Origin of the sequence: Paenibacillus vulneris (genome assembly GCF_039543185.1) — a bacterium.
Classification (GTDB): domain Bacteria; phylum Bacillota; class Bacilli; order Paenibacillales; family NBRC-103111; genus Paenibacillus_S; species Paenibacillus_S vulneris.
This window is the reverse complement of sequence record NZ_BAABJG010000004.1, coordinates 52233-78173: the sequence shown is the minus strand read 5'-3', so window position 1 is coordinate 78173 and position 25941 is coordinate 52233. Positions and strand designations below refer to the sequence as shown.

Sequence of the window (25941 nt, the reverse complement as noted above, 5' to 3'; positions counted from 1 at the left end):
GATCGCGGCCTGCTTCCTAAAAATAGCCATGACCTTACTTACCCATCGGAACGGAGAATGACCATTTATGCAATCCATAGCATCGCTATTGAACGATCTTATCCAACAGCGCTCGCTCATACAAGCGACCTTAAGCCAGGTTCGCACCAAGGATCCACAGGGCTGCACCAAGGTTGTCGTGAAGCCGCTGGAGCTGAAGGGCAAGCTTCATTATCAATTCAGCTCCTACTGCGGCAGCAAAGTGCTGCATGATAATGTTGTGCCCGAGGAAGCCGCTGAACGAATAGAGCAGATGCTGACAGTGTCGTTCCGTCAGGCGCTGCTGCAAGCAGTGGAAGCGGACTACCAGGTACTGATCAGCAAGAAGGGGAAGGCCGGTATTTTAAAGAAGCCGCCGACCAAGAAGCCTGCAGCAGAGCTATCCCACAATCGTAAAAAGAATTACGTGCTCGAGGAAGGGACCCCGGTTCCATTTTTGGTCGAGCTGGGGATTATGAACGCGGAGGGCAAGGTGCTCGCCAAGAAGTATGACAAGTTCCGCCAAATCAACCGCTTTGTCGAGATGATCGCGGATGTAGTGCCTCATCTGTCAAAAGACCGGACGCTGAACATCGTCGACTTTGGCTGCGGCAAATCGTATCTCACCTTCGCCCTCTATCATTATTTGAAAGAAGTACAGGGACTCGATATCCGGGTGATCGGTCTGGATCTCAAGGAGGATGTCATCCGGCATTGCAGCAAGCTTGCCGAAGACTTCGGCTATGACCGCTTGCAGTTTCTCGTAGGGGACATCGCCCAGTATAACGAACTGGACCGGGTCGATATGGTCGTGACGCTGCATGCTTGCGACACGGCGACGGATGCGGCTCTGGAAAAGGCGGTCCGCTGGCAGGCCGACGTTATTTTGTCCGTGCCCTGCTGTCAGCATGAGCTGTTCCGTCAGCTGCAGAATCAGGTGCTTCAGCCTCTGCTGCAGCACGGGATTTTGAAGGAACGGTTCGCTGCGCTGGCTACGGACGCCATTCGGGCCAAGCTGCTCGATATCGTAGGCTACAAGACGCAGCTGCTGGAATTCATCGATATGGAGCATACGCCCAAAAATGTACTGATTCGGGCCGTCAAGGGAAAACGGCCTGCGGAAGCGGAGCTGTCGGCCATGGTCCGCAGCTATGTGGACTACCGGAGCTTCCTTGGGGCCGATCCCTACCTGGAGCGTGCGCTGGAGCCTGAGCTGCGGCCGTTATGGAACGCCTATGCCGCTAGTGCCCAATAAAGCGGATAATCTAAAAAACTTTACAACCAAGAGATGAGCTCCCAAGACGAAAGATCGAAGGGGCTCATTATTTTTTATACGAGGGGGAGGAAACATTGGAAACCAAGCTGGTGAAAGGCGGTTTATACGGCTTCATCATCGGACTGTTCCTGGCCGTCCTGCTGTGTGACGATCAGATAACCGTCTCCAGAAGCGCTTCATCGACCGTAACGGAATTATTGCCCATGAGAGAATATGTGCTGAAGCTGCTCCGCTGGGCCTGCGGCGCCTCTTTGGGTACGGTGGCCGTATTATGGGTGCGGGATTGGCTGGACCGGGATCCGGACCGTAAGCAGGAGCCATCGTTTATCGTTGGGTTTCTAAAGGCCTTTTTTGTTGTCTTAGGAGTTTTTGTTGCGGTTATGCTGCTTATGCTTCTGTGGAGACGATTCGTCTAACGGATGTCGGTTTGTTGCTGAAAATGTCATATTTTGTACGTGATGGTAGGCCTTTATCCCCAAAAAACCATGTATAATGGTGGAAAATTAATCCATAGGGCATGGGGGGATTTTATGGCTAAAGGCTTCGTATCTCTAACAGGCAAGTTTATGGCGTATACCGGGATCATCCTACTGGCGCTGATGGCGGGAATCTATGCCGTCGAGTGGCATGAGATAAACAAGGATGCGGAAGCACAGCTGCTGGATAAAGGGAACAGCCTGGCAGTGGCGCTCTCCAAGACCCTGCAGAGCGTCACCGAAGATGACATTCGCAACGGCGTTGTCTTGAGGAATGGAACAAGGCTGACGGGAGAAGAGCTGAAGAGCCGTTTATTCAATGATACGCTGACGGTCGTGCCGGAAAGCCAGCAGGAAGCGCAGAAGCGCTCGAAGGACCCGGCTTATGCGGAAGGCAAGCAGCTGCTGTTTGACGGCCGTTCCGTTCCGCTTGCGCAATATGAGCTTAAATATACAAGCGCTTTCGACGAATATACCGATGATCGCTGGCAGGCGGTGATCGATAGCTTCCTGACGGACGATAACGTCATCTTTGCTATTCCATCGATGTATTCGGATCATCCGGACTTCGTCGGCTATACGGCAACGCATAACAGCAAATACAGTCCGCAGGGCGAGGCATCCAAGGATTCATGGGGGGCCACAGGCCTGTTGAGTCAAAAGTACCGGGGCAACCGGGTCTTCAATGATGAGACCGGATACCGGTCTGCCGCAACCAAAGACACGTCCAAGGCACTGCTGCAGAAATACCCCCGCAATCTCGAGGGCAAGATCGTGGAAACGTGGAATATTTCGTACCCGCTTACAATCGAAGGCAAGCATTGGGGCGGCGTCCGCGTCGCCTTATCCAAGGAAGGGTCCGACGCCTTGGTGGCCAAGCAGCGTATGCTGATGGGCGGCGCATTCGGGCTGCTGTATGCGGGCATGCTCCTTCTTTTGTTCGTGTTATCCCGTTTGATTGTTGCACGCAAGCTGCGGTTCGTCCTTCGGGCAACGGCCAACCTGAACTCCCATGAGGCCGATTTGACCTACCGGATTCCGGTAAAAGGAAAGGATGAGATGGGACAGCTGGCGGAAGAGGTGAACCGGTTTATCGCCCATCTTCAAGGCATAATCGGTACGGTGCATGGCATGTCGGGCCGGATAGGGGATATATCCGGCAAGCTGACGGAGAGCGCAGCCCAATCAACCGCTATGGCCTCCGATATATCGCGTACCGTTCGGGAAATGGCAGCCGGCGCCGAGAATCAGGCTTCCGGGGCTGAGGACAGCGCCAAAGCGATGGAGGAGATGGCTGGAGGTATTCAGCGCATTGCCGAAGCATCCTCGCATGTGACGGAGGCTACAAAACGTCTCGTTGAGGAGGCCGATCAGGGCGGCCATTCGTCCGAGAAGGCGATGGAGCAGATGGGCACGATGAATGAATCTGCCCGCAAGGTAGCCGAGGCTATTCACAAGCTGGAGGAAGGGATGCAGGTTGTGGGCGAGATGGCGCATGTGATTTCGGGAATCGCCTCCCAGACGGGGCTGCTTGCGCTCAATGCGGCGATTGAGGCGGCCCGGGCGGGAGAGCATGGCAAAGGTTTCGCCGTTGTTGCCGGGGAAGTACGCAAGCTGGCCGATCAATCGGAGGCCTCCGCCGGGCAAATTCACGAGATGGTCGAAGGCATACAAACCACCATGAAAGCCGCCGTGCTGGCCATGCAGCAGGGCGGGAAGGACGTTGAGCTTGGAGTTCTTCAGGTTGAAGAGGTTCGCCGGGTGCTTGGGAGCATGGTCGACATGATCCGCAGCATTTCCGGGCAGATGGAGGAAGTGTCCGCTGCTGCCGAGCAAATGACGGCCGGTACGGAGGAAGTGACCGCGGGCATCGAGGAAATGGCGAGAATCGCCGGATCGGCATCGGAGAATGCGCACCAGGTAGCTGAAGCATCACAACGGCAGCTCCAGGAATCGGAGGAAACCCGGGCTCTATCGGATGCGCTTCGTTCAGCCGAGGGGCAATTGAGTGAAACCGTGGGCAGGTTTAAGTTTTAAACCGCCCGCGGTTTCTTTTTTTTCGCCAAATACGGATCTGCCGAACTTCATATTCATCGTTACGGCATCCCAGGGCTGTGGTACAATAGCTACGTAAAATCGAAGCGGACAAGAATCAGACTCGGCATGCCGAAAGACAGAGCGGGTCAAGAGGACGAATGAGGTGTGGCAGCGTGGGGTATTTCCTGCTTTTTTTGGCGACGTTATCCTGGAGCTTTGTCGGGATCCTGGTGAAGACGGCATCGGGGATGGTCGATAGTACGACGATTACCTTTGCACGGTTTGCGTTAGGGATTGTTTTTTTAGGCATTTTACTGCTTTTGAAGGACGGGCGAATCAAGCTTCGCGGCAATATGAAGTGGATATGGCTTGGGGCGCTTGGCAAAAGCTGCAACTATTTCTTCGAAAACCTGGCCCTATCGATCGGCTATTCATATGGCAATATCTTGGTAGGGCCGATCCAGACCGTGATTTTGCTGCTGGTTTCGGCCTTTTACTTTAAGGAGCGCGTCTCGGCTCGCGGATGGGCGGCGGCGGGTCTTTGTATCGGAGGCGTGCTGATGATCAGCTGGAACGGGCTTCCGCTGCATCAGATGCTGGCGAGCAACGGCTTGACGACCGTTCTGTTTATTTTCTCCGCGGTCGGCACAACCTTCCACGTATTAAGCCAGAAAATGCTGATTCAATCGATGGATGCGGAAAATATGAACTTCTCCGTCTTTTTCTGGTGCTCGCTGCTTATGGCGCTTCCGCTGCCGGTACAAGCCCATGCGACAGGGCCGGTGAACGGATGGGCGATTGCAGCCCTGCTCGGGCTCGGGCTCATAACCGGGCTAAGCTTCAACTGGTTCGCGCAGGCACTCAAAAGAGTGAGCTTTGCTGTTGCCGTCATTGTCAGCAACAGCGGAGTCCTGTTCACGATAGCATGGTCATATTTATTTTTTCATGATCCTATTACTGTCTATATTATAGGCGGGGCGGGCGTTTTCATGGCCGGGCTGCTGCTGCTGAACTGGCCTCTGAAGCAAAGGGTCAAGCTCGATCAAAGCAAGCGGCTTGAAGCCTAGAGGCGGCTAGCGGCAGGAAACAGGGAACAATAGAGATGATATCGGTCGTAATCGGATCGCAGCCGTGGTGAAAGGAGATAAGGATCTACGTGAATAGAGAAGAAGATCGTCTTATCGGGCTGCCACCCGTGATGAATGCATCATGCCGGACGATTGTGCTCGGCTCCATGCCGGGCGCGCTGTCCTTAACCAAGCAGCAATATTACGGGCATCCGCGGAATCATTTCTGGAGGCTGCTGTATACCCTATTCGGCTCCCAGACGACGGCTCATCAGGGACAGCAGGTAAGCCCGAGCGAGAGCTACGAGGAGCGGCTTGCGTTTGCTTTATCGCATGGGATTGGTCTATGGGACGTGCTGGCCTCCTGCGAGCGGGAGGGCAGCCTGGATACGAACATCCGCCATCCAGAGCCGAATGACTTCGGATGGTTGTTTCGGAAGTACCCTCAAGTAAGCCGAGTCTTCTTCAACGGGCAGGCCGCCGGCGAGCTGTACCGGAAGAGGGTGCTGCCGAAGCTGAAGGAGCTTGGCATTGGGGAGCATCTCTCGTACATGGTGCTGCCCTCCACTAGCCCTGCGAGGACCTTGTCATTCGAGGCCAAGCTGGAATCCTGGGCCATACTCAGAGAGGAAGCGACGGCTGCCGACACGTTTAACCTACGGTAAGGAGGTCTTCAAGATGAAAGAAAACAAATATGATGATCACGCGTTTTTTCAACAATATAGTCAAATGGCCCGTTCCATCGGAGGCCTGGATGCTGCGGGAGAGTGGCATGCAGTAAAAAGAATGCTTCCGGACTTGCGGAATCAGCGGGTTTTGGATTTGGGCTGCGGTTATGGCTGGCATTGCCGTTATGCAATCGAGCAAGGGGCGAAGCAGGTCACCGGCGTCGATATTTCGGAACGAATGCTCCGGGAGGCGAAGCGTATGACGCAGTCAGACTCTATTCAATACCTGCAATTGCCAATTGAAGATATTGATTTTCCGGAGAATAGCTTTGATGTCGTCTTCAGCTCGCTGGCATTCCACTATATTCAGTCCTTCGAGGAGATTTGCCGCAAAGTAAACCGGTGTCTCACAAGCGGGGGCGCGTTTGTTTTCTCGGTCGAGCATCCGGTGTTCACCGCCCATGAGAAGCAGGATTGGCACTACGATGAGCTGGGCCAGAGGATGTTCTGGCCGGTAGACCAGTATTTTGCAGAAGGCATGCGTCATACCCGGTTTTTGGGCGAGAAAGTCACAAAATACCACAGGACGCTGACGTCATACATCAATCAATTAATCCGATCGGGGTTCCAGATCAGGGAGCTGGTGGAGCCTGAACCGGACCCAAGGCTTATGGATACTGGTCCTGAAATAAAGGATGAATTGCGAAGACCGATGTTTCTTCTGATATCCGCCGTAAAACTATAACCCGGGTTCTCTGGCAAAAGAGGATGAAGGTATTCCTTCGGGAATCCCTCATCCTCTTATTTTGGTGACACCACATAGGCTGAATCGGCTCCGCCGCAGACGGGGAATTCTCCTAATGACATCGTAAGCTAGCGCTAACCGTTTGGTTCATTTCAAAGTCAGGATACCGAACGGCAGATATCCTGCTTACTCTTCCTCAGCCGAATCCTTGAAAATGGCTCCGTTTAAGTTTTTGGTCGTTTTCACGTCCTCCACCGTATCATTCACGAACTCCATATCCTGATTTTCCGCTTTCATGGAGGCGGTTCCCTCGTAGTTTCCTTGATGCTTTTTATTTTCCGACATTCGATCTCTCTCCATTTCCTTGTATACTTGGCTTTCTTTCCCGAGCAGCGCGGATACGCCCGTGCCGAAGGCAGTAAGCTGTTCTTAAGCTTGCCTGGAAAGAGGACATTTATTCCTTATTGCGGGAATGTTTACAGAGGCGGATGGTATACTAAGGCTAACAACGATCATTTCCAATAGATGGGGGAACCAGCATGGCGAGACAAGCAAGCAGTGTGCCTTTCGGCTATATGCCGGAAGATGAACGTAAAGCTAAGCGGGGTACGGTATGGGTATACGACAGCTTCGAGACGTTCGGGGAGCAGCAGATGGCTGCACTAGTTCACATGGCGGAGGAAAAAACGGTAGCCAGGCTCGTGTTCTATCCTTTGCATGAGGAGACGCTCAAACGGATGGGGGACCGGGAGGCCGCGCCTTATTTTCGACGGGTAGAGGAGCTGGAGGCTTTGCTGGAGAGGCTTCCTTCGGAGACGGAGACGGTTATCGAACGGTTCGAGGGCAAACGCAAAAAGTACACGCCCGCCGATACCGCATTCCGTTATTTGGCCGATAAGTACCCCGGGCCTCATTTCATATGGGTAACGCAGGACATGGCGAATAAGCTGGCGTCCTTCGAATCGTTCGAGCCCTGGATCAAGAAGGTCCGTCTATGGATCGATATGCCTGCGGGGGCCAGCCCATCCGAGCTTCATCCCCGGCTGCAGACCACGGACCACAGGTGGGACGCCGTGCAATAGCGGGTCCATCATCGAAAAAATCCCCGATGTTCCCCGAAAAGCGGAGATCATTACGAAACCTATAGGGACTAGATAAGACATGATGACCTATAGGAGGGGACTATGAGAAAAAGGCTCATATGGATTATTGTCGGTTGTTTGGTGCTCGGAGGCATTTCGTACGGTGCTTTCGGCTTGTCGGAACGGCCGGTATCGGCTGAAATATCGAAGGAAACGAAGGGGCAGTTTGTCCGCGTAGAGGATGGGGGCAAGCGGCTCGTCGTGAGTACTGGCGGGCAGGAAGCAGCTTATCCGGTTTCTGCTGCGGTATGGGTATATCGTAATATGCAAAAGTCAGCTCTGGCGGATCTTCAGCCGGGGGATACGGTAGACATTATTTTAAACAGCAAGGATCAGGCTGCCTATATTAAAGCCGCCAGCGCTCAAGAGTCGGCGCAGGCTTCGGCCGGCCAGGAATCCAACGATTCGGCTTCCCAAGGCAGCCCTACTTCGCCAGCGACGGGCGACAGCGCAGAGGCAAGCGCCGGGCCCGGCGCCAAGACGCCGACAGCGCCGGCGGAAGCAGGGACTTCCGGTGCAGCGGCTCCGCAAGGTACTCCTGCAGCCCCGACTGCATCATCGTCAGCGACGGCTTCCGGTTCGAAGTCGACGCCGGGGTCCAATGCGAGTACAGGGAAGGACACCGCCAGCGTCGGCACGCCAGGAACAAGCGGTTCATCTTCAGCCAAGGCTTGGGAGAAACTGTCCTTTGAATGGAAGAGCCGCGAGTTCGAGCTTAAGGTCAAGCAGGAGCCGGCCAAGCCGGGTTCGTCGGGCCCATCGAAGAGTGAGATGTTCCTGCAGACGAACGACCGCTCCATCATTCATCTCGAGGGCGCCGAGGCGGACTCGTTCATTCAGCTGCTGATGAAGGGGGTTCCTTCTGACGCCAAATCGTTCGAGGCTTCCTTGAAGCAAAAAATTGCTTCGGAGTTTCAGCTTAAAAACACATCCCCGGAATGGAAGCTGGATGTGAAATGGCTGGATAAAGCAGCGAACTCTTCGCCTCAGGAATCCAAGGCTAAAGGAAACGAGAAGGAAAAGCCGAAGGATAACGGAAAAGGCAAGGACAAGGAGAAGGAGAAGGAAAAAGAAAAGCATCAGGACAAGGGACGTAACGGTCATGATGATGATTGATGCTTTGCTTTAACAGGTAAGGAAAAACCCCGCTAACAAGCAGGCCTAGTCATAAAGACGAAGCGCTGTAAGCGGGGTTTTTGTCATGGGTTAATGCTCCTTCGGCTTGCCTTTGCCCTTGCCTTTCCCGGGGTCAATCTCTTTCCCCTTGGGGCCGGGCTTGAAAGGCGTCTCCTGTTTACCGATGCCGAGCTTTTCCTGTACGGATTGAAGCCAGGTGCTCTGCGGGTCCGGCTCGGGAACGTAATCGGCCGGCACCGTGAACGGAGTCACGGGCACATCGCGCAGCGCGCGGGACATGATTTCCTTGAACAGCGCGGCGGGGACCGCTCCCCCGGTCATCAGATAGTGGTTCTTGTCCGTCTGATCGTAGCCGAGCCAGATGGCTGCGGTCAGCTCGGGCGTGAAGCCGACGAACCAGGCATCCTTGATGCCGTTGGCTCCGATGTCGGCGAATTCCTTGGTGTCGGGCAGCTGCGTCGTGCCCGTCTTGCCTGCGGTCGGCCGCCCGAGCGCGGCGGCCTGACCCGTACCTGACTTGACTGCATCCTGCAGCAGTAAAGTCAGGGTGTAGGCGGTCGCTGGCTTCGTGACCGCGGCCGGCTGCGCCTGTGCTTCGACCAAGGGGTAGCCCTCCTTGGTCGTTACCTTCACGATGGCGTGCGCCTGCTGCCGCACGCCGAGATTGGCGATGGCGCCGAACGCTTGCGCCATCTGCAAGGGCGACACGCCCTCGGACAAGCCGCCGAGGGCGATGCTCAAAGAGCGGTCGGCAGGCCCAAGCGCTATGCCTGCCCGGCGGGCAAAGTCCATCCCCGCATCGATGCCGATCTCGTTCATCAGCCATACGGCGGGGATGTTCCACGAGCGCATAATGGCTTCCCGCATCGTGACCTGCCCGCGGGTCTGACCGTCCCAGTCCTTGGGACGGTAACCGGCGATATCGAGGTCTCCGTCATAAAGCGGAGAGCTCGGGATATAGCCCTGCTCCAGAGCGGGGCCGTACACCGCCAGCGGCTTGAAGGACGAGCCGGGCTGCCGCTTCAGCTGCGTCGCATGGTTGAAGCCGCGGTAGACCTGCGGTCCGCGGGCGCCGACCAGCGCCCGGATGCCTCCGGTCTTGTGGTCCATAATGACCACGCCGCTCTGGATCAGCTGATCCGGCTTGCTCTCGGGGAACAAGGCGTCGCTCGCGTACACATCCTGAGCCGCCTCTTGAACCTGCGGATCAAGGTCGGTGTAGATGCGGAGCCCGGTGGTCAGCACCTGCTCCTCCGTAAAGCCGTACAGATCCGCCGCCTCCTGGATGACATAATCGACATAGGAAGGGTATTTGCCCTTTAGCGATTCCTCATTGTGCTGCTTCAGCACGATCGGCTGAGCGACGGCCTGTTCATAGGCGGCCTCCGTAATGAAGTTCTGCTCCTTCATCAGCGATAAGACGAGATTGCGCCGATCCAGCGCCTTTTGCATATTTTTGGCCGGCGAATAGGCCGTGGGAGCCTTGGGCAGGCCGGCCAGCAGAGCAGACTCGGCCAGGCTCAGCTCCTGCACGGGCTTCGCGAAGTATTCCTGAGCCGCGCCCTCGACGCCCCAGCGGCCTTCCCCGAAATAAATGCTGTTTAAATACAGCTCTAATATTTCATCCTTGCTGTATACGGTATTGATTTTAAGAGCGTAGCCGGCTTCCTTCAGCTTGCGGCTTAACGTCTTATCCGATTGAAGGAATAAGTTTTTGGCCAGCTGCTGGGTCAGCGTGCTGCCGCCTTCCTTCATTTCGCCGGACATTACATCGCGAACCAGAGCGCGGGCCGTGGACCAGAGATCGATCCCCGAATGCTCATAAAACCGGCGGTCCTCCACCGCGATGACCGCATTGCGCAGATCGAGCGGGATTTGGTCCAGCGATACCGGGACGATACGGGAGGATGACAGCTGGGAAGCCGGCTTGCCGTTCCGGTCATAGATCAGCGTCGGCTCGGGCAGAGGGTTCTCCAGCTTGCTGATATCGAGGCTGCGAACCCACTGCGCGGCTGCAAATGCTGCTATGCCGCAGGCTACCGCCATAATCCCGGCAAGCCATAGCGCGATCCGTCCGAATCGGCGCCGGGCACGCTTCGGCCGCTTGGGCTGCTGCAGACCCCGGCTTTCATCCGGGGCCGGTTGTTCCATCCTGTTCGTTTGCTTCGAAACGGAGGTATTTCGTGCTGCGTTCTTTCCTGCCCATTTGCGCCGCAGTCTCTTTCGCAGCAGCGCTAGTAAAGAAGGTTGTTTTGATGTCATGAAGTAAACCCCTCGCTACAAAAACTGGATATGGCGAGCAATACAAACTGTCGCATAGTAATGTATTCGGGCAATGGGCCGATTTTCAGTTGATACCGCCGATATTTCTGCATGCCAAAGAACCCCGGCAGGCTCTGGTACCGCAGCTGCCGGAGTTCTTTGATTAATCCCATTCTGCTATTGCTATTGAATGGGATCGGGCACCAGCCCGCTTTTCATCACCTGGGAGTTCGTCGGCATGCTGGCCATTTCCTTGCCAAGCCGCTTCACTTCCTCCTCGTTATTGGCCATGCGGCCGTTCATGGCTTCCTCAATCGGTTTGCCGGCCTCCTTGGGCTCGTGGCTGGCCAAATACTGCTCGACCTCGGCCATCATCTGAGCCGCCGCTTCTATGGCGCTGAGAGGAATATCCCCTCCGTCTTTGAAGCAAGCTTTGTGAAGATGAACGATGGTGAGGCCGTTGGTTGCCGTTTGGGCCGGCAGCTGGTACAGATAATCTTTCAGCGTGATAGGGTCGCGGAACATGATCTCATATACGCATCCATCTCGCTGAGCTCGTTCGGCAAAGCCTAGTGCCGTTAATATATTGTGAACGTGGGAAAAGGGGCGCGTGATCAAATGCATCTGCTTCTTGCGTGTCATTGCCTTCACACTCCTTGAATGGTGGTGTGGGAATGCCAGCGACCGAAATCAGGCATCCCGAGAATCGGGTAGTTGTATTTACCCTGTTTCCCGGGCCTTGAAACAGGCGGCAGAGCGAAGCCCCTTATGGCGCCGTATGAATGGAAGTCCTCTTATGATGCTTCCTGGCCGAGCGAAGAGCGCTTAACGTCCAGAGCGCTCCGAACAGGTCGATAAGGCTGAGCGCAATGAAGATCGGCTTCAGCATACCCAGCAAGACGAAGGTCGTCATGAACACGATGATCGATGCCCGCGTATAGACGGTCAAGTAGAAGAAGTATGTCATTCCTCCAAGGGCCAAAGCACAATAATAGAACGCCAGGAAGAGCAGGAACATGCCTATGACGCGAATCCAGATTTCGCTTTCCTGGGTGTAGCCAAGCAGCAGAGCCAGCAGACCCGGTACGACCAACAGGGCCAGGCTGAGTGTGAACATGTACAGGCTGAAGTAGAATACCGTTTTGGCCGGATAGGACATTTTGGACAACAACGAATTTCGCCTCCTTTCGATGGATTGTGATAGTTATCGAACATGAGCATAGGACTATCGTACCTAAACAGGGATATTATGTAAATAAGGAAAGGGGAAATCTGCCTATTTTTGTTTGGGCAGGATAGGCCGTGTTATAATACAGGCAATGGAGAGAACATTAGGTGGAGTGACAATATATGCGGATTAACAAATTTATAAGTGAGACGGGCTTCTGCTCGCGGCGCGAGGTGGACAAATTGGTTGAAGCCGGGCGCGTAACCATTAACGGCAAGAGGGCCGAGCTGGGCAGCCAGGTGGAAGAAGGGGATGAGGTCCGGGTCGACGGCAAGCCGATCAGCACCAGGAAGAAGGGCGTCTACATCGCGCTGAACAAGCCGGTCGGCATTACAAGCACGACGGAGCAGCACATTCGCGGCAATATCGTTGACTTCGTCGGGCATAAGGAACGGATCTTTCCTATCGGGCGACTGGATAAAGATTCCGAGGGGCTGATCCTGTTGACCAATGACGGAGACATCGTGAACAAAATCCTGCGGGCGGAAAACAACCACGAGAAGGAATATATCGTCACGGTGGATAAACCGATTACCCCGATGTTTTTGCAGGGCATGGCGGGCGGAGTCCATATTTTGGGCACTGTAACCAAGCCTTGCCGCATATACAAGCAGGGAGACAGGGTGTTCCGAATAATTCTGACCCAGGGATTGAACCGGCAAATCCGGAGAATGTGCAGTGCATTCGGATATGAGGTCCGCCGCTTGAAGCGGGTAAGAATTATGAACATCCATCTGGGCCCGCTGCCTGCAGGCAAATGGCGTGACTTGACGGATCAGGAAATGGACGAGCTGCTGCGAACGATCGCTCACGATCGTAAGTAAGCGGCGGCATGAGGCAAGCCGGCTCGACTCCGGAGCTGGCCGGCTCGCGCTCTACCCCTGAATCAGCTTCGAAGCCAAGTCTCCTGGCGGCAGTAATGATTCCCAGCCCCTGTGCAGAAACGCTCGTTTCATGTACAATTTCCTTCATGGCTTTCACCACATCACACGGTTTACGACCGGAGTACCCGGCATTTCTTTACCATTCATATGAGCCCTTTCCATGACGCTGAGGTATAAATGAAACCGGTTCGGAAGGCCAAAACAGTCCAAATCGGCGCAAAATTGTTAGAAAATAGTTTGTATCCCTATACTTTTTACATCTTATCTCGGGATATAACGCCGTTTAGCGGCAAGCTGTTCCTTGGAAGCATGCATAAATTGCGATATAATAAGTATATATAAGTATATATAAATGTTGCTTATGTATGGTTTGAAAAATTGAGTTTTAAGGGAGGTGTACCTATCCGCCTCACCGAGGGGATAGGGAATTATTGAGTAGTGACCCGTTACCTTTATTGTGGAATCTGGTATTGATTCTTGTTTTGATCTTATTGAATGGATTTTTTGTCGCTGTAGAATTTGCGATGGTTAAGGTTCGTAACAGCAGGATTGAAACGTTGGCCAAGGATGGGAACACAAGCGCCAAGTTTGCCCAAAAAATTACGAGCAACTTGAATGCTTATCTGTCTGCGTGCCAGTTAGGTATCACATTAGCGTCACTAGCTTTAGGTTGGGTCGGGGAACCGACCGTATCGAGAATCATTGAGCCTGTGCTCAAGGATTTTGGGTTTAACGATACACTGATTCATACGATTTCTTTTATCATTTCCTTTTCCGTAATTACCACGCTGCATATTACTTTGGGTGAGCAATTTCCGAAGACTTATGCGATTCGCAAGCCGGAGCAGATCACGATGATGTCTGCCGGACCTATGATTTTGTTCTATAAAATTATGTTCCCATTCAACTGGCTATTGAATACGATTTCCAACTGGATGCTCCGCAAGGCGGGGATCGAGGTTACTTCCGAGCATGACTCGGCTCACACGGAAGAAGAAATTCGCGTACTGATGAAAGAAAGCCATAAGAACGGCTTGATCGATAACACCGAGCTTACGCTGGTTGATAATATTTTTGAATTTACCGAAACGAATGCGCGTGAAATTATGATTCCCCGCACGGATATGGGCTGCTTATACGTCCAAATGTCGTTTGAGGAGAATATGAAAATTGCGCTAGACGAGATGCGAACACGCTACCCGGTTTGTGATCCGGATAAAGATAACATTATCGGGTTTGTCCATATAAAAGATTTATTGAAGGCCAACGCCAACAGCGCGGACATTCGTAAGGTCATTCGTCCTATTACCAAAGTGCCTGAGTCGATGCCGATCAGCAACCTGCTGAAGCTGATGCAGAAGAAGAGAGCGCAAATTGCTCTGTTGATCGACGAATATGGGGGTACTTCGGGTATGGTGACACTCGAGGATATCATTGAGGAAATCGTCGGTGAAATTCAGGATGAATTCGATACGGATGAGCGTCCAGTGCTGGAGCAAAAGGACGAAAGAACGTTTTCTATCGACGGCCGTATGCTGATCGATGAAGTGAATGACCGATTCGGGACCGAGATCGATACCGAGGACTATGATACGATCGGCGGTTGGGTCTACTCCCATATCGAGATTCCCCCTAAAAAAGGCCAGAAGATCGCATACAATGACCAATATGAGTTTATCGTGGAAGAAACGGATGAACTCAGGGTTTCGCGGATTATCGTGAAGAAGCTGTCCGTAGAAACACTAACGGCTTAAATTCATCAATAATAAAAGGGCTGCAAGGCCAGGTTGGAAGATACCTGGTCTGTGCGGCCCTTTACTTTTCTAATCTTATGTAAGAGTTCTAGCAGTTAAACTTATAGCCTACGCCGCGGACCGTTTGTACGAAAACGGGCTCGGTCGGATTGGGCTCGATTTTTTTGCGCAGATTGCTGATATGCACGAGAAGGGTTCGGGTGTCCCCGTTGCTGTCCACTCCCCAGGCCATTTTGTACAGCTGCTCGATGGGCACCACTTTATTCGGCTTTTTGGCCATTAAGGCCAACAGGTCGAATTCTTTGGACGACAAAGGGGCAATGGTTCCGTTGACCCAGACATTGCGGCTGAGAAGATCGATTTCAAGCCCCGGAAACGACAGCTGCTGCGATTCCTCCTTTTGCTGGTCCAGCTGCTGCTTGCGGCGCAGATGGGCCTTCACTCTCGCGACGAGCTGGCTCGGGCTGAAGGGCTTGGTCACGTAATCGTCGCCGCCGATGCTTAAGCCAAGAATGATATCCATATCCTCGCTCTTACAGCTGATGAACAAGATCGGAATGTCGTAATTTCTGCGGATCTGCCGGCATATTTCAATACCATCCATCCCCGGCAGCAGCACATCCAGGATCACCATATCCGGTTTATGCTGCTCCATATACTCCAAAGCCCCGGTGCCGCTGTCCGTGCTTATCACTTCATATCCTTCCTTGATCAAGTACAATCGAATGAGCTCAATAATTTCCGGTTCGTCATCTACGATTAATATTTTTTCAGCTGGCATTGTCACTCTTCATCTCCTGACCCCTGTTGTAACCTGCTAGTTCCCAAAAAATGAAAATTGCGATACGATGAGAGAAAAATGTTATAGAAAGAACGTGATTTCCGTTTCCAGATTATATCTCTATTATATATGGATTCCAGTTGTTTTTGCTATCCTTTTGTTAAGCGGGTGCGGCAAGGACGAGACGGTAAAGCGGCTTCAGCCTCTTGCGGTTGATGGGGTCATGGATCTGCGGAGCTGGCAATTTGAGCAGGACGGCGGCGTGGAATTAAACGGAGATTGGGACTTTTACTGGAGGCAATTGGTTGACCCGCAGGAGGCTGCCTCAAACGGATATCTGCGTCAGGTTCCGGATCGGCTCAAGCTTCCCGCCGCCTGGAATGGACATTGGGTCAACGGTGAAGCGCTATCCGGGATCGGCTATGCGACGTTTCATCTGAAGCTGTTGACGCAGCCGACCGATCGCATTTTGGCAGTGGAGATGCCTTCTATACGCACAGCCTATACCTTGTGGATCAATGGCGAGCGGCTCGCCCAAGCAGGTAAGGTAGGGGTCAGTCCCGAGGAAGGGGAGCCGGGATATAGACCTCAGGTCGTCTATTTTAAACCGGCGAGTACGACGTTGGATATCGTGCTCCAGGTTTCCAATTACGATCACCGGCTCGGAGGAATATGGAACGAGCTGAAGTTGGGGGAAGCCTCTCAGATCACAACAAGCCATAATAATCATATGGGCCTTGATTTAATGCTGGTAGGAAGCTTGCTGTTGATGGGGCTGTACCACTTCGGGCTGTTCCTTATCCGCTTTAAAGAGAGAGGATCGCTTTATTTCTCCCTATTCTGCCTGTTGATCGGAATACGAGCTACGTATGTCGGCGAGGGGGCCGCACTGCAAATGTTCCCGTCCGTTTCTTGGGAATGCGGCTTGCGGATAGAGTATCTATGCTACTATTTGGCGCTGCCGCTGGCGGTCATGTTCTGCAGATCATTATACCCGCAGGAGATTATGCGTTTTTTCGTGGTCGGAACACAGGTGATTGGGGCCGTCTTCTCAGTCGTAGTGATAATCCTTCCGCCAAAGCAATTCACATTCACGACCCAGCCCTACCAAGTGATTACAGTGCTGGTCTGCGTGTATGTGCTGACCGGGATCGTCAGAGCTCTGCTCCGCGGCAGGGAAGGGGCTTGGTTTGCTCTATTGGGGGGCATCGTATACGCGATTACGGTTTGTATAGATATTTTGTATTATAATCAGTGGATTCATTTAGGGAACATCTCTTCCTTTGGCTTGTTTTTCTTCATATTTATGACATCGTTTATCATCAGCCTCAAGTCCTTCAAAGCCTTTGCTTCAGTGGAGACCTTGTCCCGCCAGCTGCGTGAGCTGAATATGGGTCTGGAGCACCGGATCAAGGAAAGAACAGCCGAGCTTCAGAGGTCTAACCGGAGATTGGAGAAAATGAATGAGGATTTGGGACGTCTGGAAACCTCCAGGCGCCATCTGCTGAGCAACATATCCCACGATCTCGGGACGCCAATGACGCTTATCCAGGGTTATGTGGAGGCTTTGATTGACAGGGTTGTTGTTGACCCTGACCAGCAGGAAAAATATTTGCGGCTCATTCTGGGGCGAATCACGGGCTTGAACCGGCTTATAGCCGACTTGTTCCAGCTCTCCAAGCTTGAGGCCAGACAAATTGACTTCTCCATGCAGGAGATGGCCATAGAAGACGTCATTCACTTTTACAGCGATCGCTACGATCTTGAGGTGAAGAATGCCGGCCTGCATTTCAGTGTACAGGCTCCTATCCCTGCTCCGGAGGAGCGGAATAAAACCGGCAGCGTATTTATCGATATCGACCGGATCGATCAGGTATTGACCAATATTATTTATAACGCGATCAAGCATACTCCCGTGGGAGGATTTATACAGCTCCAAATGGCCATTGAAGGACAAGCGCTTGTAATGCGGGTACAGGACAATGGGAGCGGGATCGATCCGGAAGACTTACCTTACATATTCGACCGGTTTTATAAGAAGGACAAGGCGCGCAACTCCGCCGAGGGGGGCAGCGGCCTGGGACTTGCCATCGCCAAAGAAATCGTGGAATTCCATGGCGGACGCATCTGGGCAGAGAGCCGGCTCGGACAAGGAGCCTGCATCTGCTTCCTGCTGCCTCTGCAGCCGGTCAAGCAGATCATTCGCGCTTAAGTGAAGGAAGGATTCTCCTGCCCGGACAATAGGCTAGAGCCGCTTCATCGCCTGGCGATAGTCGGTCGGCGACATCCCGTACAGCCGCTTGAACTGCTTCGAAAAGTAAAGCGGGTCATGGAACCCGACTGAGGAGGCGATCTGCTCCACGGTAAGCTCCTGTCTCTCGCGAAGCAGCAGCCTTGCCTTGTCCGTGCGGAGCTGAAGCAGGAAGCTTACGGGAGTCATGCCCGTATGCTTCTTGAACAACGTGGACAAGTAGGCACGGTTATAGCCGAGAGCCTCGGCCATGAGCTCTATAGTGATAGGCTCCGCATATTGGGTGGACAAATATTGAATAGCCTGCTGGACGATCTGCCCGCTGCTGCTTGGGAGCTGGGGTGATCCGCTCGGCTCGGGCTGCAGAGCGCCGGCATATTCGGCCAGCAGCAGGTGGAGATAGCCGCTTGCCCTAAGGTTGGCTTGGCTTATTCTCGTCTGGAAGACGGTCTGCACTTGATGGTAGAGCACGCCGATGCTGCGTTTGCGGCCAGTGTGGACGACTGGCTGCTGGGAGGAGAGGCCGATCTGCTTCAGCATCCGCTCCGCACGAGCTCCTTCAAACGCGATCCAGCGATAGAACCAAGGATCATCCTCATCGGCCTTGTAGCTGATAAGCCGGCCCGGCTCGATCAGGAAGCTGTCCCCGGGCCCCAGAGGATAGGTTACCCCCTGGCATGTGTAAGTACCGCGCCCGGCTTGAATGTGGTGGAGCAAATAGTAGTCGACCACCTTCGGGCCGGGCTTGTGCCCGGGCTTGGTCTGGCTGCCGCCGCTGAACAGCACGGTCAAATCGTCATCGGCGGGCGGCTCGGGGTTGGAGACGACATAATAGCTTTCCGTTCGTTTGGTGGGCACGGTCATCGGTCAATCCTCCTGGCATGATCGGTCGTAGTTTGCATTTTCGCTCAGGTTGTCTTTCTATAAGATAGAGTATATCATGTCCCTGGAGAAGTTAAACGGGCGATCTAACATTTTTCCATGCTATACTGACATCGTTCCATAGTGAAGAGAACCCGGCAGCAGTATACTGAAAGCAAGCAAACAACGAGCCCCGCATCCATAGATGTGCGGCATCATTCTAAAACAGGTGGTGTACCCATGGCAGATTTACAAGCATTGAAAGGCCGTTTCACAGAACTATACGGCAGCGAGAACGCAGAACCTATCCACGTTTTTCATGCACCTGGGCGCGTTAATTTGATCGGTGAGCATACGGATTATAACGGAGGCTACGTATTCCCGGCGGCACTTACCTTCGGGACGACCATGCTGATCCGCAAGCGCGAGGATGAGCAGGTTGGATTCGCCTCAACCAATTTCCCGCTGCACAAACATATTTCCATCAACAACATCGCGTTTGATCCGGCCGATGACTGGATGAATTATCCCAAAGGGATTATCCATGAGATTCAGAAGAAGGGCCTGTCCGTAGGCGGCTATGACATCTTGTACAGCGGCGCTATTCCTAACGGCTCCGGACTGTCTTCCTCGGCCTCTATTGAAGTGGTAACGGCTTATGGCTTGCTGACCATGGAGGGACACCCTGCGGATAAAGTTCAGATCGCATTGATGTCGCAGAAGGCGGAGAATGAATTCATGGGTGTGAAATGCGGCATCATGGACCAATTCGCCGTGGCGATGGGCAAGAAGGATCATGCGATCCTGCTGATGTGCGATACGCTTGAGTACAAGCATGTGCCGTTTGAGAGCGGCGCGTACAAGCTGGTGATCGGCAATACGAACAAGAAGCGCGGCCTCGTTGATTCGGCCTACAACGAAAGAAGATCGCAGTGCGAACAGGCAGTCAAGGATTTGCAGCAGCAATTTCCGGAGCTGACGCTGCTTGGCCAGCTGAATCTGGAGCAGTTTAACGCTTACCAGCATCTTATTCCGGACGAAACCGTCCGCAAGCGGGCAAGGCACGTTGTGGAGGAGATTGACCGCGTGCTTCAATCCATGAAAGTGTTGGAGAAAGGCGATCTCGAGGCCTTCGGCCAATTGATGATCGGCTCCCATAACTCGCTTCGTGACCTGTATGAAGTAACCTGCCTGGAGCTTGATGTCATGGTGGAGGAAGCCTTGAAGATTCCTGGGGTGCTTGGCTCCCGTATGACCGGGGCAGGCTTTGGCGGATGTACCGTATCATTGGTGCATGAGGATAGCGTCGAAACGTTTATCGAGCAGGTGGGCCGCGTCTACAAGGAAAAAACAGGGTTAACCGCGGATTTCTACGTATGTGACATCGGTAATGGCGTAGAGCAAGTAACGGAAGCATAAAAAAGCCTGGCCTGGGCTGAAGCTTGTTCGGGCATTCGGATAGGAAACATGACATACAACGAAGGGGAGGCAATCAAAATGGCTATCATGGTAACAGGCGGTGCGGGCTATATCGGCTCGCATACGGTTGCGGAGCTGTTGGCAAGAAACGAGGAGGTTGTCGTTGTCGATAATCTCCAGCAGGGACACCGCGAGGCGGTATTGGGCGGCAAGCTGTACGTGGGCGATCTGCGTGACGCGGCTTTTATGGATACGGTGTTCAAGGAAAATGAGATTGAGGCTGTCATTCATTTCGCCGCGAACTCGCTGGTCGGCGAGAGCATGCAGAATCCGGCCAAGTACTATCATAACAACGTGTACGGAACGCTCTGTCTTCTGGAAAAAATGAACGAGTACGGCGTGAACAAAATCGTGTTCTCCTCCACGGCGGCTACGTACGGTGAACCGGAAAATGTGCCTATCGTGGAGAGCGACCGCACCCTGCCGACGAATGCATACGGGGAAACCAAGCTGGCGATGGAAAAAATGATGCGCTGGTTCGATACGGCGCATGGCATCAAATACGTGTCGCTTCGTTATTTTAATGCGGCGGGAGCCCATGAAAGCGGCCGTATTGGAGAGGACCATTCACCGGAAACGCATCTCATTCCGATCATTTTGCAGGTGGCTCTAGGAAAGAGAGCGCATATCTCGATCTTCGGCGATGACTACGCAACGCCGGACGGTACTTGCATCCGCGATTACATTCACGTGACCGATTTGTCGGACGCTCATATTCTGGCGCTGGAGAAGCTTCGTAAAGGCGGCGACAGCGGCATCTATAACCTGGGCAACGGCAAAGGCTTCTCCGTTAAGGAAGTGATCGACATTGCCCGCAAGGTAACGGGACACGATATCCCTGCGGTTGTGGAGCCGCGCCGCGCAGGCGATCCGGCCATCCTTATCGCTTCTTCGGAGCGGACCCGGGCGGAGCTCGGCTGGAAGCCGAAGCGCGATAGTCTGGAGCAAATCATCGCATCGGCATGGGCATGGCATCAGAGCCATCCGGAAGGCTATGCGAAGTAATCAAGTACATGCGGCTTACAAGCTGTAACAAAGGAGATCGTGCGCTATGAATGACACAACCGGTATGAATCGGGAGGAAACAGCCGCTCTGACCATAGAGCGGCTCCTCCAGTTCGGTATTAGACATAAGCTGCTGGAGCCGATCGACATCTATGCTGCGCGTAACGCCCTGCTTGAGATGCTTCGGATCGGGGAGCCGTACAGCGGGAAAGTGGAAGAGGAATCTATCGATAGCCCTGTGGAGCTGCTGGAGCAGCTGCTGGATTATGCGGCGGAAACCGGCATTCTGGAAGACAACAACACGACGCTTCGCGATCTGCTGGACGCCAAAATCATGGGCTGTCTGATGCCTCGTCAATCGGAGGTGGCCGGCCGGTTCTGGAAGACGGCCAAGCAGGACAGCGTGGAGCGGGCTACGAATGAATTTTACCGGCTGTGCATGGATTCGAATTATATTCGCGCAGACCGGATTGCCAAAAACCAGTATTGGCTGGCGCCAACGGAATACGGTGATTTGGAGATTACGGTAAATCTGTCGAAGCCGGAGAAGGACCCCAAAGAGATCGCCCTGCTTAAGACAGCAGCGCCGAGCAATTATCCGAAATGCCTGCTCTGCATCGACAACGTTGGGTATGCAGGAAGATTGAATCATCCCGCACGGCAAAATCTGCGAGTCATCCCTGTGGAGCTGGACGGAGAGCCGTGGTATTTCCAATATTCTCCGTACGTGTATTACAACGAGCATAGCATCATTTTGGACCATCAGCATCGGCCGATGCAGACCTCCAATAAGACGTTTTACCGCCTGTTTGATTTCATCGATCAGTTCCCTCACTATTTTATAGGGGCTAATGCGGACCTGCCGATCGTAGGAGGGTCCATCCTGAACCACGATCATTTTCAGGGCGGCAAGCATCGGTTCCCTATGGAGAAGGCACCGGTGGAATACAGCATGTCCCATCCAGACTATCCGAACGTGAAGCTGGGTATTGTCAAATGGCCTATGTCCGTTATCCGTATTTCCGGTCATAATAAGCTGCTGCTGTTGAAGCTGGCCGATACGATTCTTAACGAATGGAAAGCCTACAGCGATCTCGCTCATGATATATTGGCTTACACGGATCAGGACGGCGTACGTGTTCCTCACAATACGATTACCCCTATTGCACGCAATAATGCAAATGGAGAGTATGAGCTGGATCTTGTTCTTCGCAACAACCGGACCAGCGAGGAGCATCCGGACGGAATTTTTCACCCTCATCAGCCGCTTCACCACATCAAAAAAGAAAATATTGGCTTGATTGAAGTGATGGGTCTGGCCGTTCTCCCGGGTCGCCTTAAGGATGAAATGGAGCTTCTGGCACAAGTGCTGACGGGATCTCTTCCTTTGGATGCGGAAATTACCGAGCATGAGGAGCATCCTCTGTATAAGCATCGCGATTGGATCGTCGAGCTGATTGCGGAGCACGGAACGGCCTTGACGCTTACAGCCGCGGAAGAGGTGCTTCGCAAGGCTATCGGTCATAAATTCTCCTGTGTTTTACAGGATGCAGGCGTATTCAAACGGACCGAAGCGGGACTGGATGGATTTAAAGCATTTATTCGAACGTTCGGATTTCGTTGAATATTATGGCAGGTTTTGAGACTCATTCCCTTGGGAATGAGTCTTTTTTACTACCTTTTTCAATTTGGTGATAAGTTTTATGCGGAAAATAGGAAAAAATTCTCACATAAGAACTCTCTTTGTGTTATAGTATTTTACATAATGATAACACCTGTTAAGGGATGGGGGAGTACATATGTTTGATTGGTTAGGTTTCAGGAAGGGGCTTCCTCTCTGGTGGTCTTACCGATTGAATCGGGGGTTAAAGGAGGATGTCGAGGATATTTTCGAAGGGATTGCGAACACCCGCATGGAGCTCTTGAGAAGCTGGACGAACGAATACTGGGCTCATCTGGATCGTCTGCTCGTGCAGATGGCTTCAGTGGATGAGGATCGGGACGATTCGCAGAACCGCCAGGCTAAGGAGCTGGACAAGCTGTTCGCATCCGTCCGTAATCGGGCATCGGATTTTTCGGAAATTTTCCTGTTGAACGAACAAGCCGCAGTTGTGTTCTCGTCTTACCCGAAACATGTCGGCACAAGCTATGCCGGGCGCGGTCTGCTGTCTAAAGGCTTGGAGTATACCTATAAAGGGGATAAATGCTTGTTCGGTCCCTATGCAGACCCGTTGACGCTGGAGATAGGACCTTCGACCTCCGCTTTTCATGATAAAATGACGCTTCTTTATATAGTGCCGGTTATGAAAAACGGCCGGTGGGCGGGAGCTTTGTGCGGAAGAGTCCCTAACGATGTGATCGGCGACTTGATTCAGCGGGAATCAGGCCATGTGTATCCGGATTCCGGCGATAACTATATTTTTATGGCACAGGCGGGCCTGAATACCCACATTGCTCCGGGTACGGCCTTATCACGAAGCCGCTTCGAGGATCGTACGTTTACTCACGGAGAAAACCTGAAGGACGGCGTCACAACCGATTGGGGTGTAGTTTCGGTACAGGAGCACACTGAGCTCGAGCTGGTGTTCACTGATCCTGCCACCGGCAAGCTTCATCCAGGCGTTGCAAATACGATAGCGAACGGCAGCAACTTATTCGTCTCCTTTCCGGGTTATTCGGATTACCGGCATATTCCGGTCATCGGCAAGGGGGTGACGTTCCAGCTTCCTCATTGCCCGGATGTTTGGGGGATGATGTGCGAGGGGGATCTGGAGGAGGTGTACCGGATTCGCGGGGTCGGCTGGAAACTGGCTAAGCTTCAGCTGCCTCTGATCGCTGTTTTCGCGGTATTGAGCGCCCTTCTGGTCTATTTTGCGCTAAGCCTGGGTTCCGTGTCTCCGGCTCTTGTGGCTATCGGGCTGGGCGTGCTCCATCTGTTGTACGGCGGCCTAGTCGCCTGGACGCTGCATAAGAAGGGCTCCAAGCCGGTGGTGGACAGCCTTCATACTATCAACCGGTTTATCCGGATCAACGCCGAAGGCAAGGGGGACTTAACGCAGCGTCTGGACTATGCGCGGTTCGATAAGGACGAGACCCGGGAGCTGGCGAAATGGATTAATAATATGATCGATTCTTTGGAAGGGATTATGCTCCAGGTGAAGCAGGCGGCGGCCGATGTGCTGTCCAGCCAGCAGCTGCTGAACGAATCGACGGTCAGTACAGCCGGATCCACCGAGCGAATGAGCGGCAAAATTCATGATATGATTCGAAGCATTCGCAGCCAGCTGAAGGATATCGATGTCGCCAAGGATGCGGTAGGCGATATGCAGGGAACGCTGAGGGTGCTTGAAGACAAGGCGTCGGAGCAAATTGCGGTGGCGCAGACCGAGGTAGAGCGAATCGGGGAGAAGATGCGCCAAATTTCGGACAAGGTGGCTCAAACGAACCAAACGATTGAGACCTTCATGAAGACGACCCAGGAGATCACCAATGTGCTTCAGGTCATTGAGGAAATATCCAACCAGACGAATTTGCTCTCCTTGAATGCCTCGATCGAAGCGGCCCGGGTAGGCGAGCATGGCAAAGGCTTTGCGGTTGTTGCAGGAGAAATCCGCAAGCTGGCTGATCTGACCCGCAAATCGACGGAGGAAATTCACGAAACAGTGCAGCATATTTATAAAAACGCCAAGGAAGCGTTCTCCTCAATGGAGGAAGGAACGCAGGTGGTGGAGGAAGGGACCCGGCTGGCGGCAGCAGCCTCCGAGCTATTAACCGGGGCAGGGATGGACTCGCAAAAAACACAAGTCGTCGACGAGGTAGTCGGATTGATGGAAAAAATCGCCGACGTCAGCAAAGAAAACCGCCAAATTTCTACCGAGGTCGAAGGCAAGGTGCAGGAATTAATGACCGATATTGTGAACGTCCGTCATACCTCCCATCATGTGGAGGCTATTACCGGTTTTCTGCAGCAGCTGGTGAATCAGTTCCGGTTAACGGAAACCAGGAGAAGATAGACGAGACGAAAGCTGAACGGCTCCCATATGTGAAGCTGCAATCGGGGAAGAGCTGCCTGCTCCTAAATAGGATCGGGCAGCTCTTCCTATTCCATAAAGATTTAAGGTATGGTCCCAAAGTGTCTTCGGCTCACAGATGATACCGGCCCGCCATGAAGCCAAGAGCGCCATAAGGGGGTCGGGGGCTCGTTCATCCGCTCACGGACGCTCCGGCGGCACTCCCCACTTCTCTGCAAAAATTAGCGGCTCCAGCGAGCGCCGTTTCTCCCATTGAGCCGCTTCCAGAATCGGCATCGGAGGATAGTTATCGGTATACCCGATGGACAGCAGGGCAACGGGGTCGATATGGGGAGGGATATTCAGAATGTCGCGAACGTCGTTCTTCTTATAAAAGCTGACCCAGCCCATGGCAAGCCCTTCGGCGCAGGCTGCGAGCCACATATTCTGAATGGCGCACGCAGTCGACATAATATCCGTCTCCGGGATCGAATTGCGCCCGAGGACATGGGAGCCGCCGCGGGTGGGATCGCAGGTTACACAGATCGTTAGGGGAGCCTGCTCGAGCCCTTCGATTTTGAGCGACAGGAACTTCGTTTCTCTTTCTCCTTCATAATGAATGGCCAGCGCTCTCCGCTCTTTATCCGCCGCCCAGGCGAGACGCCGTTTTCCTTCCTCCGATTGAATGAGAATAAAATTCCATGGCTGACTGAAGCCGACGGAAGGTCCGTGATGCGCGGCGTCCAGCAGCTTCATGATCGTATCCTGCGGGATCGGATCGGGCCGGAAGGTCCGTATATCTCTGCGGGTATAGATGGCTTTGTAGACGGCGGCCTTTTCTTCTTCGCGAAAGTGCATCG

Annotated in this window: 22 protein-coding genes; 15 read left to right on the top strand and 7 right to left on the bottom strand. The window is 53.3% G+C overall.

Annotation, left to right across the window (positions count from 1 at the left end; all coding sequences use genetic code 11):
• The first annotated feature begins 67 nt into the window (after positions 1 to 67).
• The 6 genes from ABEA66_RS04525 to ABEA66_RS04500 all read left to right on the top strand — a co-directional run bounded on the left by ABEA66_RS04525 (position 68) and on the right by ABEA66_RS04500 (position 6287).
• A complete protein-coding gene (locus ABEA66_RS04525) occupies positions 68 to 1273 on the top strand; it encodes a class I SAM-dependent methyltransferase (RefSeq protein ID WP_345586468.1) in 1206 nt (401 codons plus the stop codon).
• Positions 1274 to 1368: 95 nt separating this feature from the next.
• Entirely contained in the window at positions 1369 to 1710 is a 342-nt protein-coding gene (locus tag ABEA66_RS04520) for a hypothetical protein (RefSeq protein ID WP_345586466.1), read from the top strand.
• A gap of 114 nt (positions 1711 to 1824) precedes the next feature.
• Positions 1825 to 3807 carry a methyl-accepting chemotaxis protein gene (locus tag ABEA66_RS04515; protein ID WP_345586464.1) on the top strand — a complete coding sequence of 661 codons (1983 nt, stop codon included), beginning with the start codon at positions 1825 to 1827 and terminating at the stop codon, positions 3805 to 3807.
• A gap of 158 nt (positions 3808 to 3965) precedes the next feature.
• The gene (locus tag ABEA66_RS04510) at positions 3966 to 4874 is read left to right on the top strand and encodes a DMT family transporter (protein ID WP_345586462.1); all 909 of its coding nucleotides are present in this window, start codon (positions 3966 to 3968) and stop codon (positions 4872 to 4874) included.
• Between the two features lie 89 nt (positions 4875 to 4963).
• Complete coding sequence (locus ABEA66_RS04505; protein WP_256865367.1) at positions 4964 to 5539, top strand: DNA-deoxyinosine glycosylase; 576 nt, start codon at positions 4964 to 4966, stop codon at positions 5537 to 5539.
• Positions 5540 to 5552: 13 nt separating this feature from the next.
• Entirely contained in the window at positions 5553 to 6287 is a 735-nt protein-coding gene (locus ABEA66_RS04500) for a class I SAM-dependent methyltransferase (protein ID WP_345586459.1), read from the top strand.
• A 186-nt stretch (positions 6288 to 6473) separates the two neighbouring features.
• Here the strand turns inward: ABEA66_RS04500 and ABEA66_RS04495 are convergent, their stop codons facing one another.
• A complete protein-coding gene (locus ABEA66_RS04495; protein ID WP_179136032.1) occupies positions 6474 to 6632 on the bottom strand; it encodes a hypothetical protein in 159 nt (52 codons plus the stop codon).
• A 194-nt stretch (positions 6633 to 6826) separates the two neighbouring features.
• Here ABEA66_RS04495 and ABEA66_RS04490 point away from each other — a divergent pair, with 194 nt between their 5' ends.
• Positions 6827 to 7369, top strand: coding sequence for a hypothetical protein (locus ABEA66_RS04490; protein ID WP_345586456.1), 543 nt, complete (start codon positions 6827 to 6829; stop codon positions 7367 to 7369).
• A gap of 102 nt (positions 7370 to 7471) precedes the next feature.
• Positions 7472 to 8545 carry a hypothetical protein gene (locus ABEA66_RS04485; RefSeq protein ID WP_345586454.1) on the top strand — a complete coding sequence of 358 codons (1074 nt, stop codon included), beginning with the start codon at positions 7472 to 7474 and terminating at the stop codon, positions 8543 to 8545.
• 90 nt (positions 8546 to 8635) lie between these two features.
• On the opposite strand, the gene ABEA66_RS04480 is transcribed toward ABEA66_RS04485, so the two are convergent.
• From ABEA66_RS04480 to ABEA66_RS04470, 3 genes are all read right to left on the bottom strand, one after another.
• Positions 8636 to 10828, bottom strand: coding sequence for a transglycosylase domain-containing protein (locus ABEA66_RS04480; protein WP_345586452.1), 2193 nt, complete (start codon positions 10826 to 10828; stop codon positions 8636 to 8638).
• A 183-nt stretch (positions 10829 to 11011) separates the two neighbouring features.
• The gene (locus tag ABEA66_RS04475; protein WP_079911133.1) at positions 11012 to 11470 is read right to left on the bottom strand and encodes a hypothetical protein; all 459 of its coding nucleotides are present in this window, start codon (positions 11468 to 11470) and stop codon (positions 11012 to 11014) included.
• Positions 11471 to 11594: 124 nt separating this feature from the next.
• The gene (locus tag ABEA66_RS04470) at positions 11595 to 11999 is read right to left on the bottom strand and encodes a hypothetical protein (protein WP_345586450.1); all 405 of its coding nucleotides are present in this window, start codon (positions 11997 to 11999) and stop codon (positions 11595 to 11597) included.
• A gap of 179 nt (positions 12000 to 12178) precedes the next feature.
• On the opposite strand from ABEA66_RS04470, the gene rluF reads away from it, so the two are divergent.
• Positions 12179 to 12880, top strand: a complete 702-nt coding sequence (gene rluF / locus ABEA66_RS04465) for a 23S rRNA pseudouridine(2604) synthase RluF (RefSeq protein WP_079911131.1) — start codon at positions 12179 to 12181, stop codon at positions 12878 to 12880.
• A 491-nt stretch (positions 12881 to 13371) separates the two neighbouring features.
• Complete coding sequence (locus ABEA66_RS04460) at positions 13372 to 14694, top strand: hemolysin family protein (RefSeq protein WP_256865366.1); 1323 nt, start codon at positions 13372 to 13374, stop codon at positions 14692 to 14694.
• 88 nt (positions 14695 to 14782) lie between these two features.
• On the opposite strand, the gene ABEA66_RS04455 is transcribed toward ABEA66_RS04460, so the two are convergent.
• Positions 14783 to 15475: a response regulator transcription factor gene (locus tag ABEA66_RS04455; protein ID WP_192703202.1), complete on the bottom strand. Its 693-nt coding sequence runs from the start codon at positions 15473 to 15475 to the stop codon at positions 14783 to 14785.
• A 67-nt stretch (positions 15476 to 15542) separates the two neighbouring features.
• Here ABEA66_RS04455 and ABEA66_RS04450 point away from each other — a divergent pair, with 67 nt between their 5' ends.
• Positions 15543 to 17687, top strand: coding sequence for a sensor histidine kinase (locus ABEA66_RS04450; protein WP_345586445.1), 2145 nt, complete (start codon positions 15543 to 15545; stop codon positions 17685 to 17687).
• A 33-nt stretch (positions 17688 to 17720) separates the two neighbouring features.
• Here the strand turns inward: ABEA66_RS04450 and ABEA66_RS04445 are convergent, their stop codons facing one another.
• Positions 17721 to 18590, bottom strand: coding sequence for an AraC family transcriptional regulator (locus ABEA66_RS04445; RefSeq protein ID WP_345586443.1), 870 nt, complete (start codon positions 18588 to 18590; stop codon positions 17721 to 17723).
• A 237-nt stretch (positions 18591 to 18827) separates the two neighbouring features.
• On the opposite strand from ABEA66_RS04445, the gene ABEA66_RS04440 reads away from it, so the two are divergent.
• The 4 genes from ABEA66_RS04440 to ABEA66_RS04425 all read left to right on the top strand — a co-directional run bounded on the left by ABEA66_RS04440 (position 18828) and on the right by ABEA66_RS04425 (position 25084).
• Complete coding sequence (locus tag ABEA66_RS04440; protein ID WP_345586441.1) at positions 18828 to 20006, top strand: galactokinase; 1179 nt, start codon at positions 18828 to 18830, stop codon at positions 20004 to 20006.
• Positions 20007 to 20084: 78 nt separating this feature from the next.
• On the top strand, positions 20085 to 21071 hold the full coding sequence (galE, locus tag ABEA66_RS04435) for a UDP-glucose 4-epimerase GalE (RefSeq protein ID WP_079911125.1): 987 nt from the start codon (positions 20085 to 20087) through the stop codon (positions 21069 to 21071).
• Between the two features lie 46 nt (positions 21072 to 21117).
• A complete protein-coding gene (locus ABEA66_RS04430) occupies positions 21118 to 22695 on the top strand; it encodes a UDP-glucose--hexose-1-phosphate uridylyltransferase (RefSeq protein WP_345586439.1) in 1578 nt (525 codons plus the stop codon).
• A 175-nt stretch (positions 22696 to 22870) separates the two neighbouring features.
• The gene (locus ABEA66_RS04425) at positions 22871 to 25084 is read left to right on the top strand and encodes a methyl-accepting chemotaxis protein (protein WP_345586437.1); all 2214 of its coding nucleotides are present in this window, start codon (positions 22871 to 22873) and stop codon (positions 25082 to 25084) included.
• Positions 25085 to 25282: 198 nt separating this feature from the next.
• On the opposite strand, the gene bluB is transcribed toward ABEA66_RS04425, so the two are convergent.
• Complete coding sequence (gene bluB / locus ABEA66_RS04420) at positions 25283 to 25939, bottom strand: 5,6-dimethylbenzimidazole synthase (RefSeq protein ID WP_079911123.1); 657 nt, start codon at positions 25937 to 25939, stop codon at positions 25283 to 25285.
• Positions 25940 to 25941: the final 2 nt, after the last annotated feature.

Coding starts and splice junctions, on each gene's coding strand:
- ABEA66_RS04525 (WP_345586468.1), top strand. CDS start 68: ATGCAATCCATAGCATCGCTATTGAACGATCTTATCCAACAGCGCTCG.
- ABEA66_RS04515 (WP_345586464.1), top strand. CDS start 1,825: ATGGCTAAAGGCTTCGTATCTCTAACAGGCAAGTTTATGGCGTATACC.
- ABEA66_RS04510 (WP_345586462.1), top strand. CDS start 3,966: ATGAGGTGTGGCAGCGTGGGGTATTTCCTGCTTTTTTTGGCGACGTTA.
- ABEA66_RS04500 (WP_345586459.1), top strand. CDS start 5,553: ATGAAAGAAAACAAATATGATGATCACGCGTTTTTTCAACAATATAGT.
- ABEA66_RS04495 (WP_179136032.1), bottom strand. CDS start 6,632: ATGTCGGAAAATAAAAAGCATCAAGGAAACTACGAGGGAACCGCCTCC.
- ABEA66_RS04490 (WP_345586456.1), top strand. CDS start 6,827: ATGGCGAGACAAGCAAGCAGTGTGCCTTTCGGCTATATGCCGGAAGAT.
- ABEA66_RS04485 (WP_345586454.1), top strand. CDS start 7,472: ATGAGAAAAAGGCTCATATGGATTATTGTCGGTTGTTTGGTGCTCGGA.
- ABEA66_RS04480 (WP_345586452.1), bottom strand. CDS start 10,828: ATGACATCAAAACAACCTTCTTTACTAGCGCTGCTGCGAAAGAGACTG.
- ABEA66_RS04475 (WP_079911133.1), bottom strand. CDS start 11,470: ATGACACGCAAGAAGCAGATGCATTTGATCACGCGCCCCTTTTCCCAC.
- rluF (WP_079911131.1), top strand. CDS start 12,179: ATGCGGATTAACAAATTTATAAGTGAGACGGGCTTCTGCTCGCGGCGC.
- ABEA66_RS04455 (WP_192703202.1), bottom strand. CDS start 15,475: ATGCCAGCTGAAAAAATATTAATCGTAGATGACGAACCGGAAATTATT.
- ABEA66_RS04450 (WP_345586445.1), top strand. CDS start 15,543: ATGAGAGAAAAATGTTATAGAAAGAACGTGATTTCCGTTTCCAGATTA.
- ABEA66_RS04445 (WP_345586443.1), bottom strand. CDS start 18,590: ATGACCGTGCCCACCAAACGAACGGAAAGCTATTATGTCGTCTCCAAC.
- ABEA66_RS04440 (WP_345586441.1), top strand. CDS start 18,828: ATGGCAGATTTACAAGCATTGAAAGGCCGTTTCACAGAACTATACGGC.
- galE (WP_079911125.1), top strand. CDS start 20,085: ATGGCTATCATGGTAACAGGCGGTGCGGGCTATATCGGCTCGCATACG.
- ABEA66_RS04430 (WP_345586439.1), top strand. CDS start 21,118: ATGAATGACACAACCGGTATGAATCGGGAGGAAACAGCCGCTCTGACC.
- ABEA66_RS04425 (WP_345586437.1), top strand. CDS start 22,871: ATGTTTGATTGGTTAGGTTTCAGGAAGGGGCTTCCTCTCTGGTGGTCT.
- bluB (WP_079911123.1), bottom strand. CDS start 25,939: ATGCACTTTCGCGAAGAAGAAAAGGCCGCCGTCTACAAAGCCATCTAT.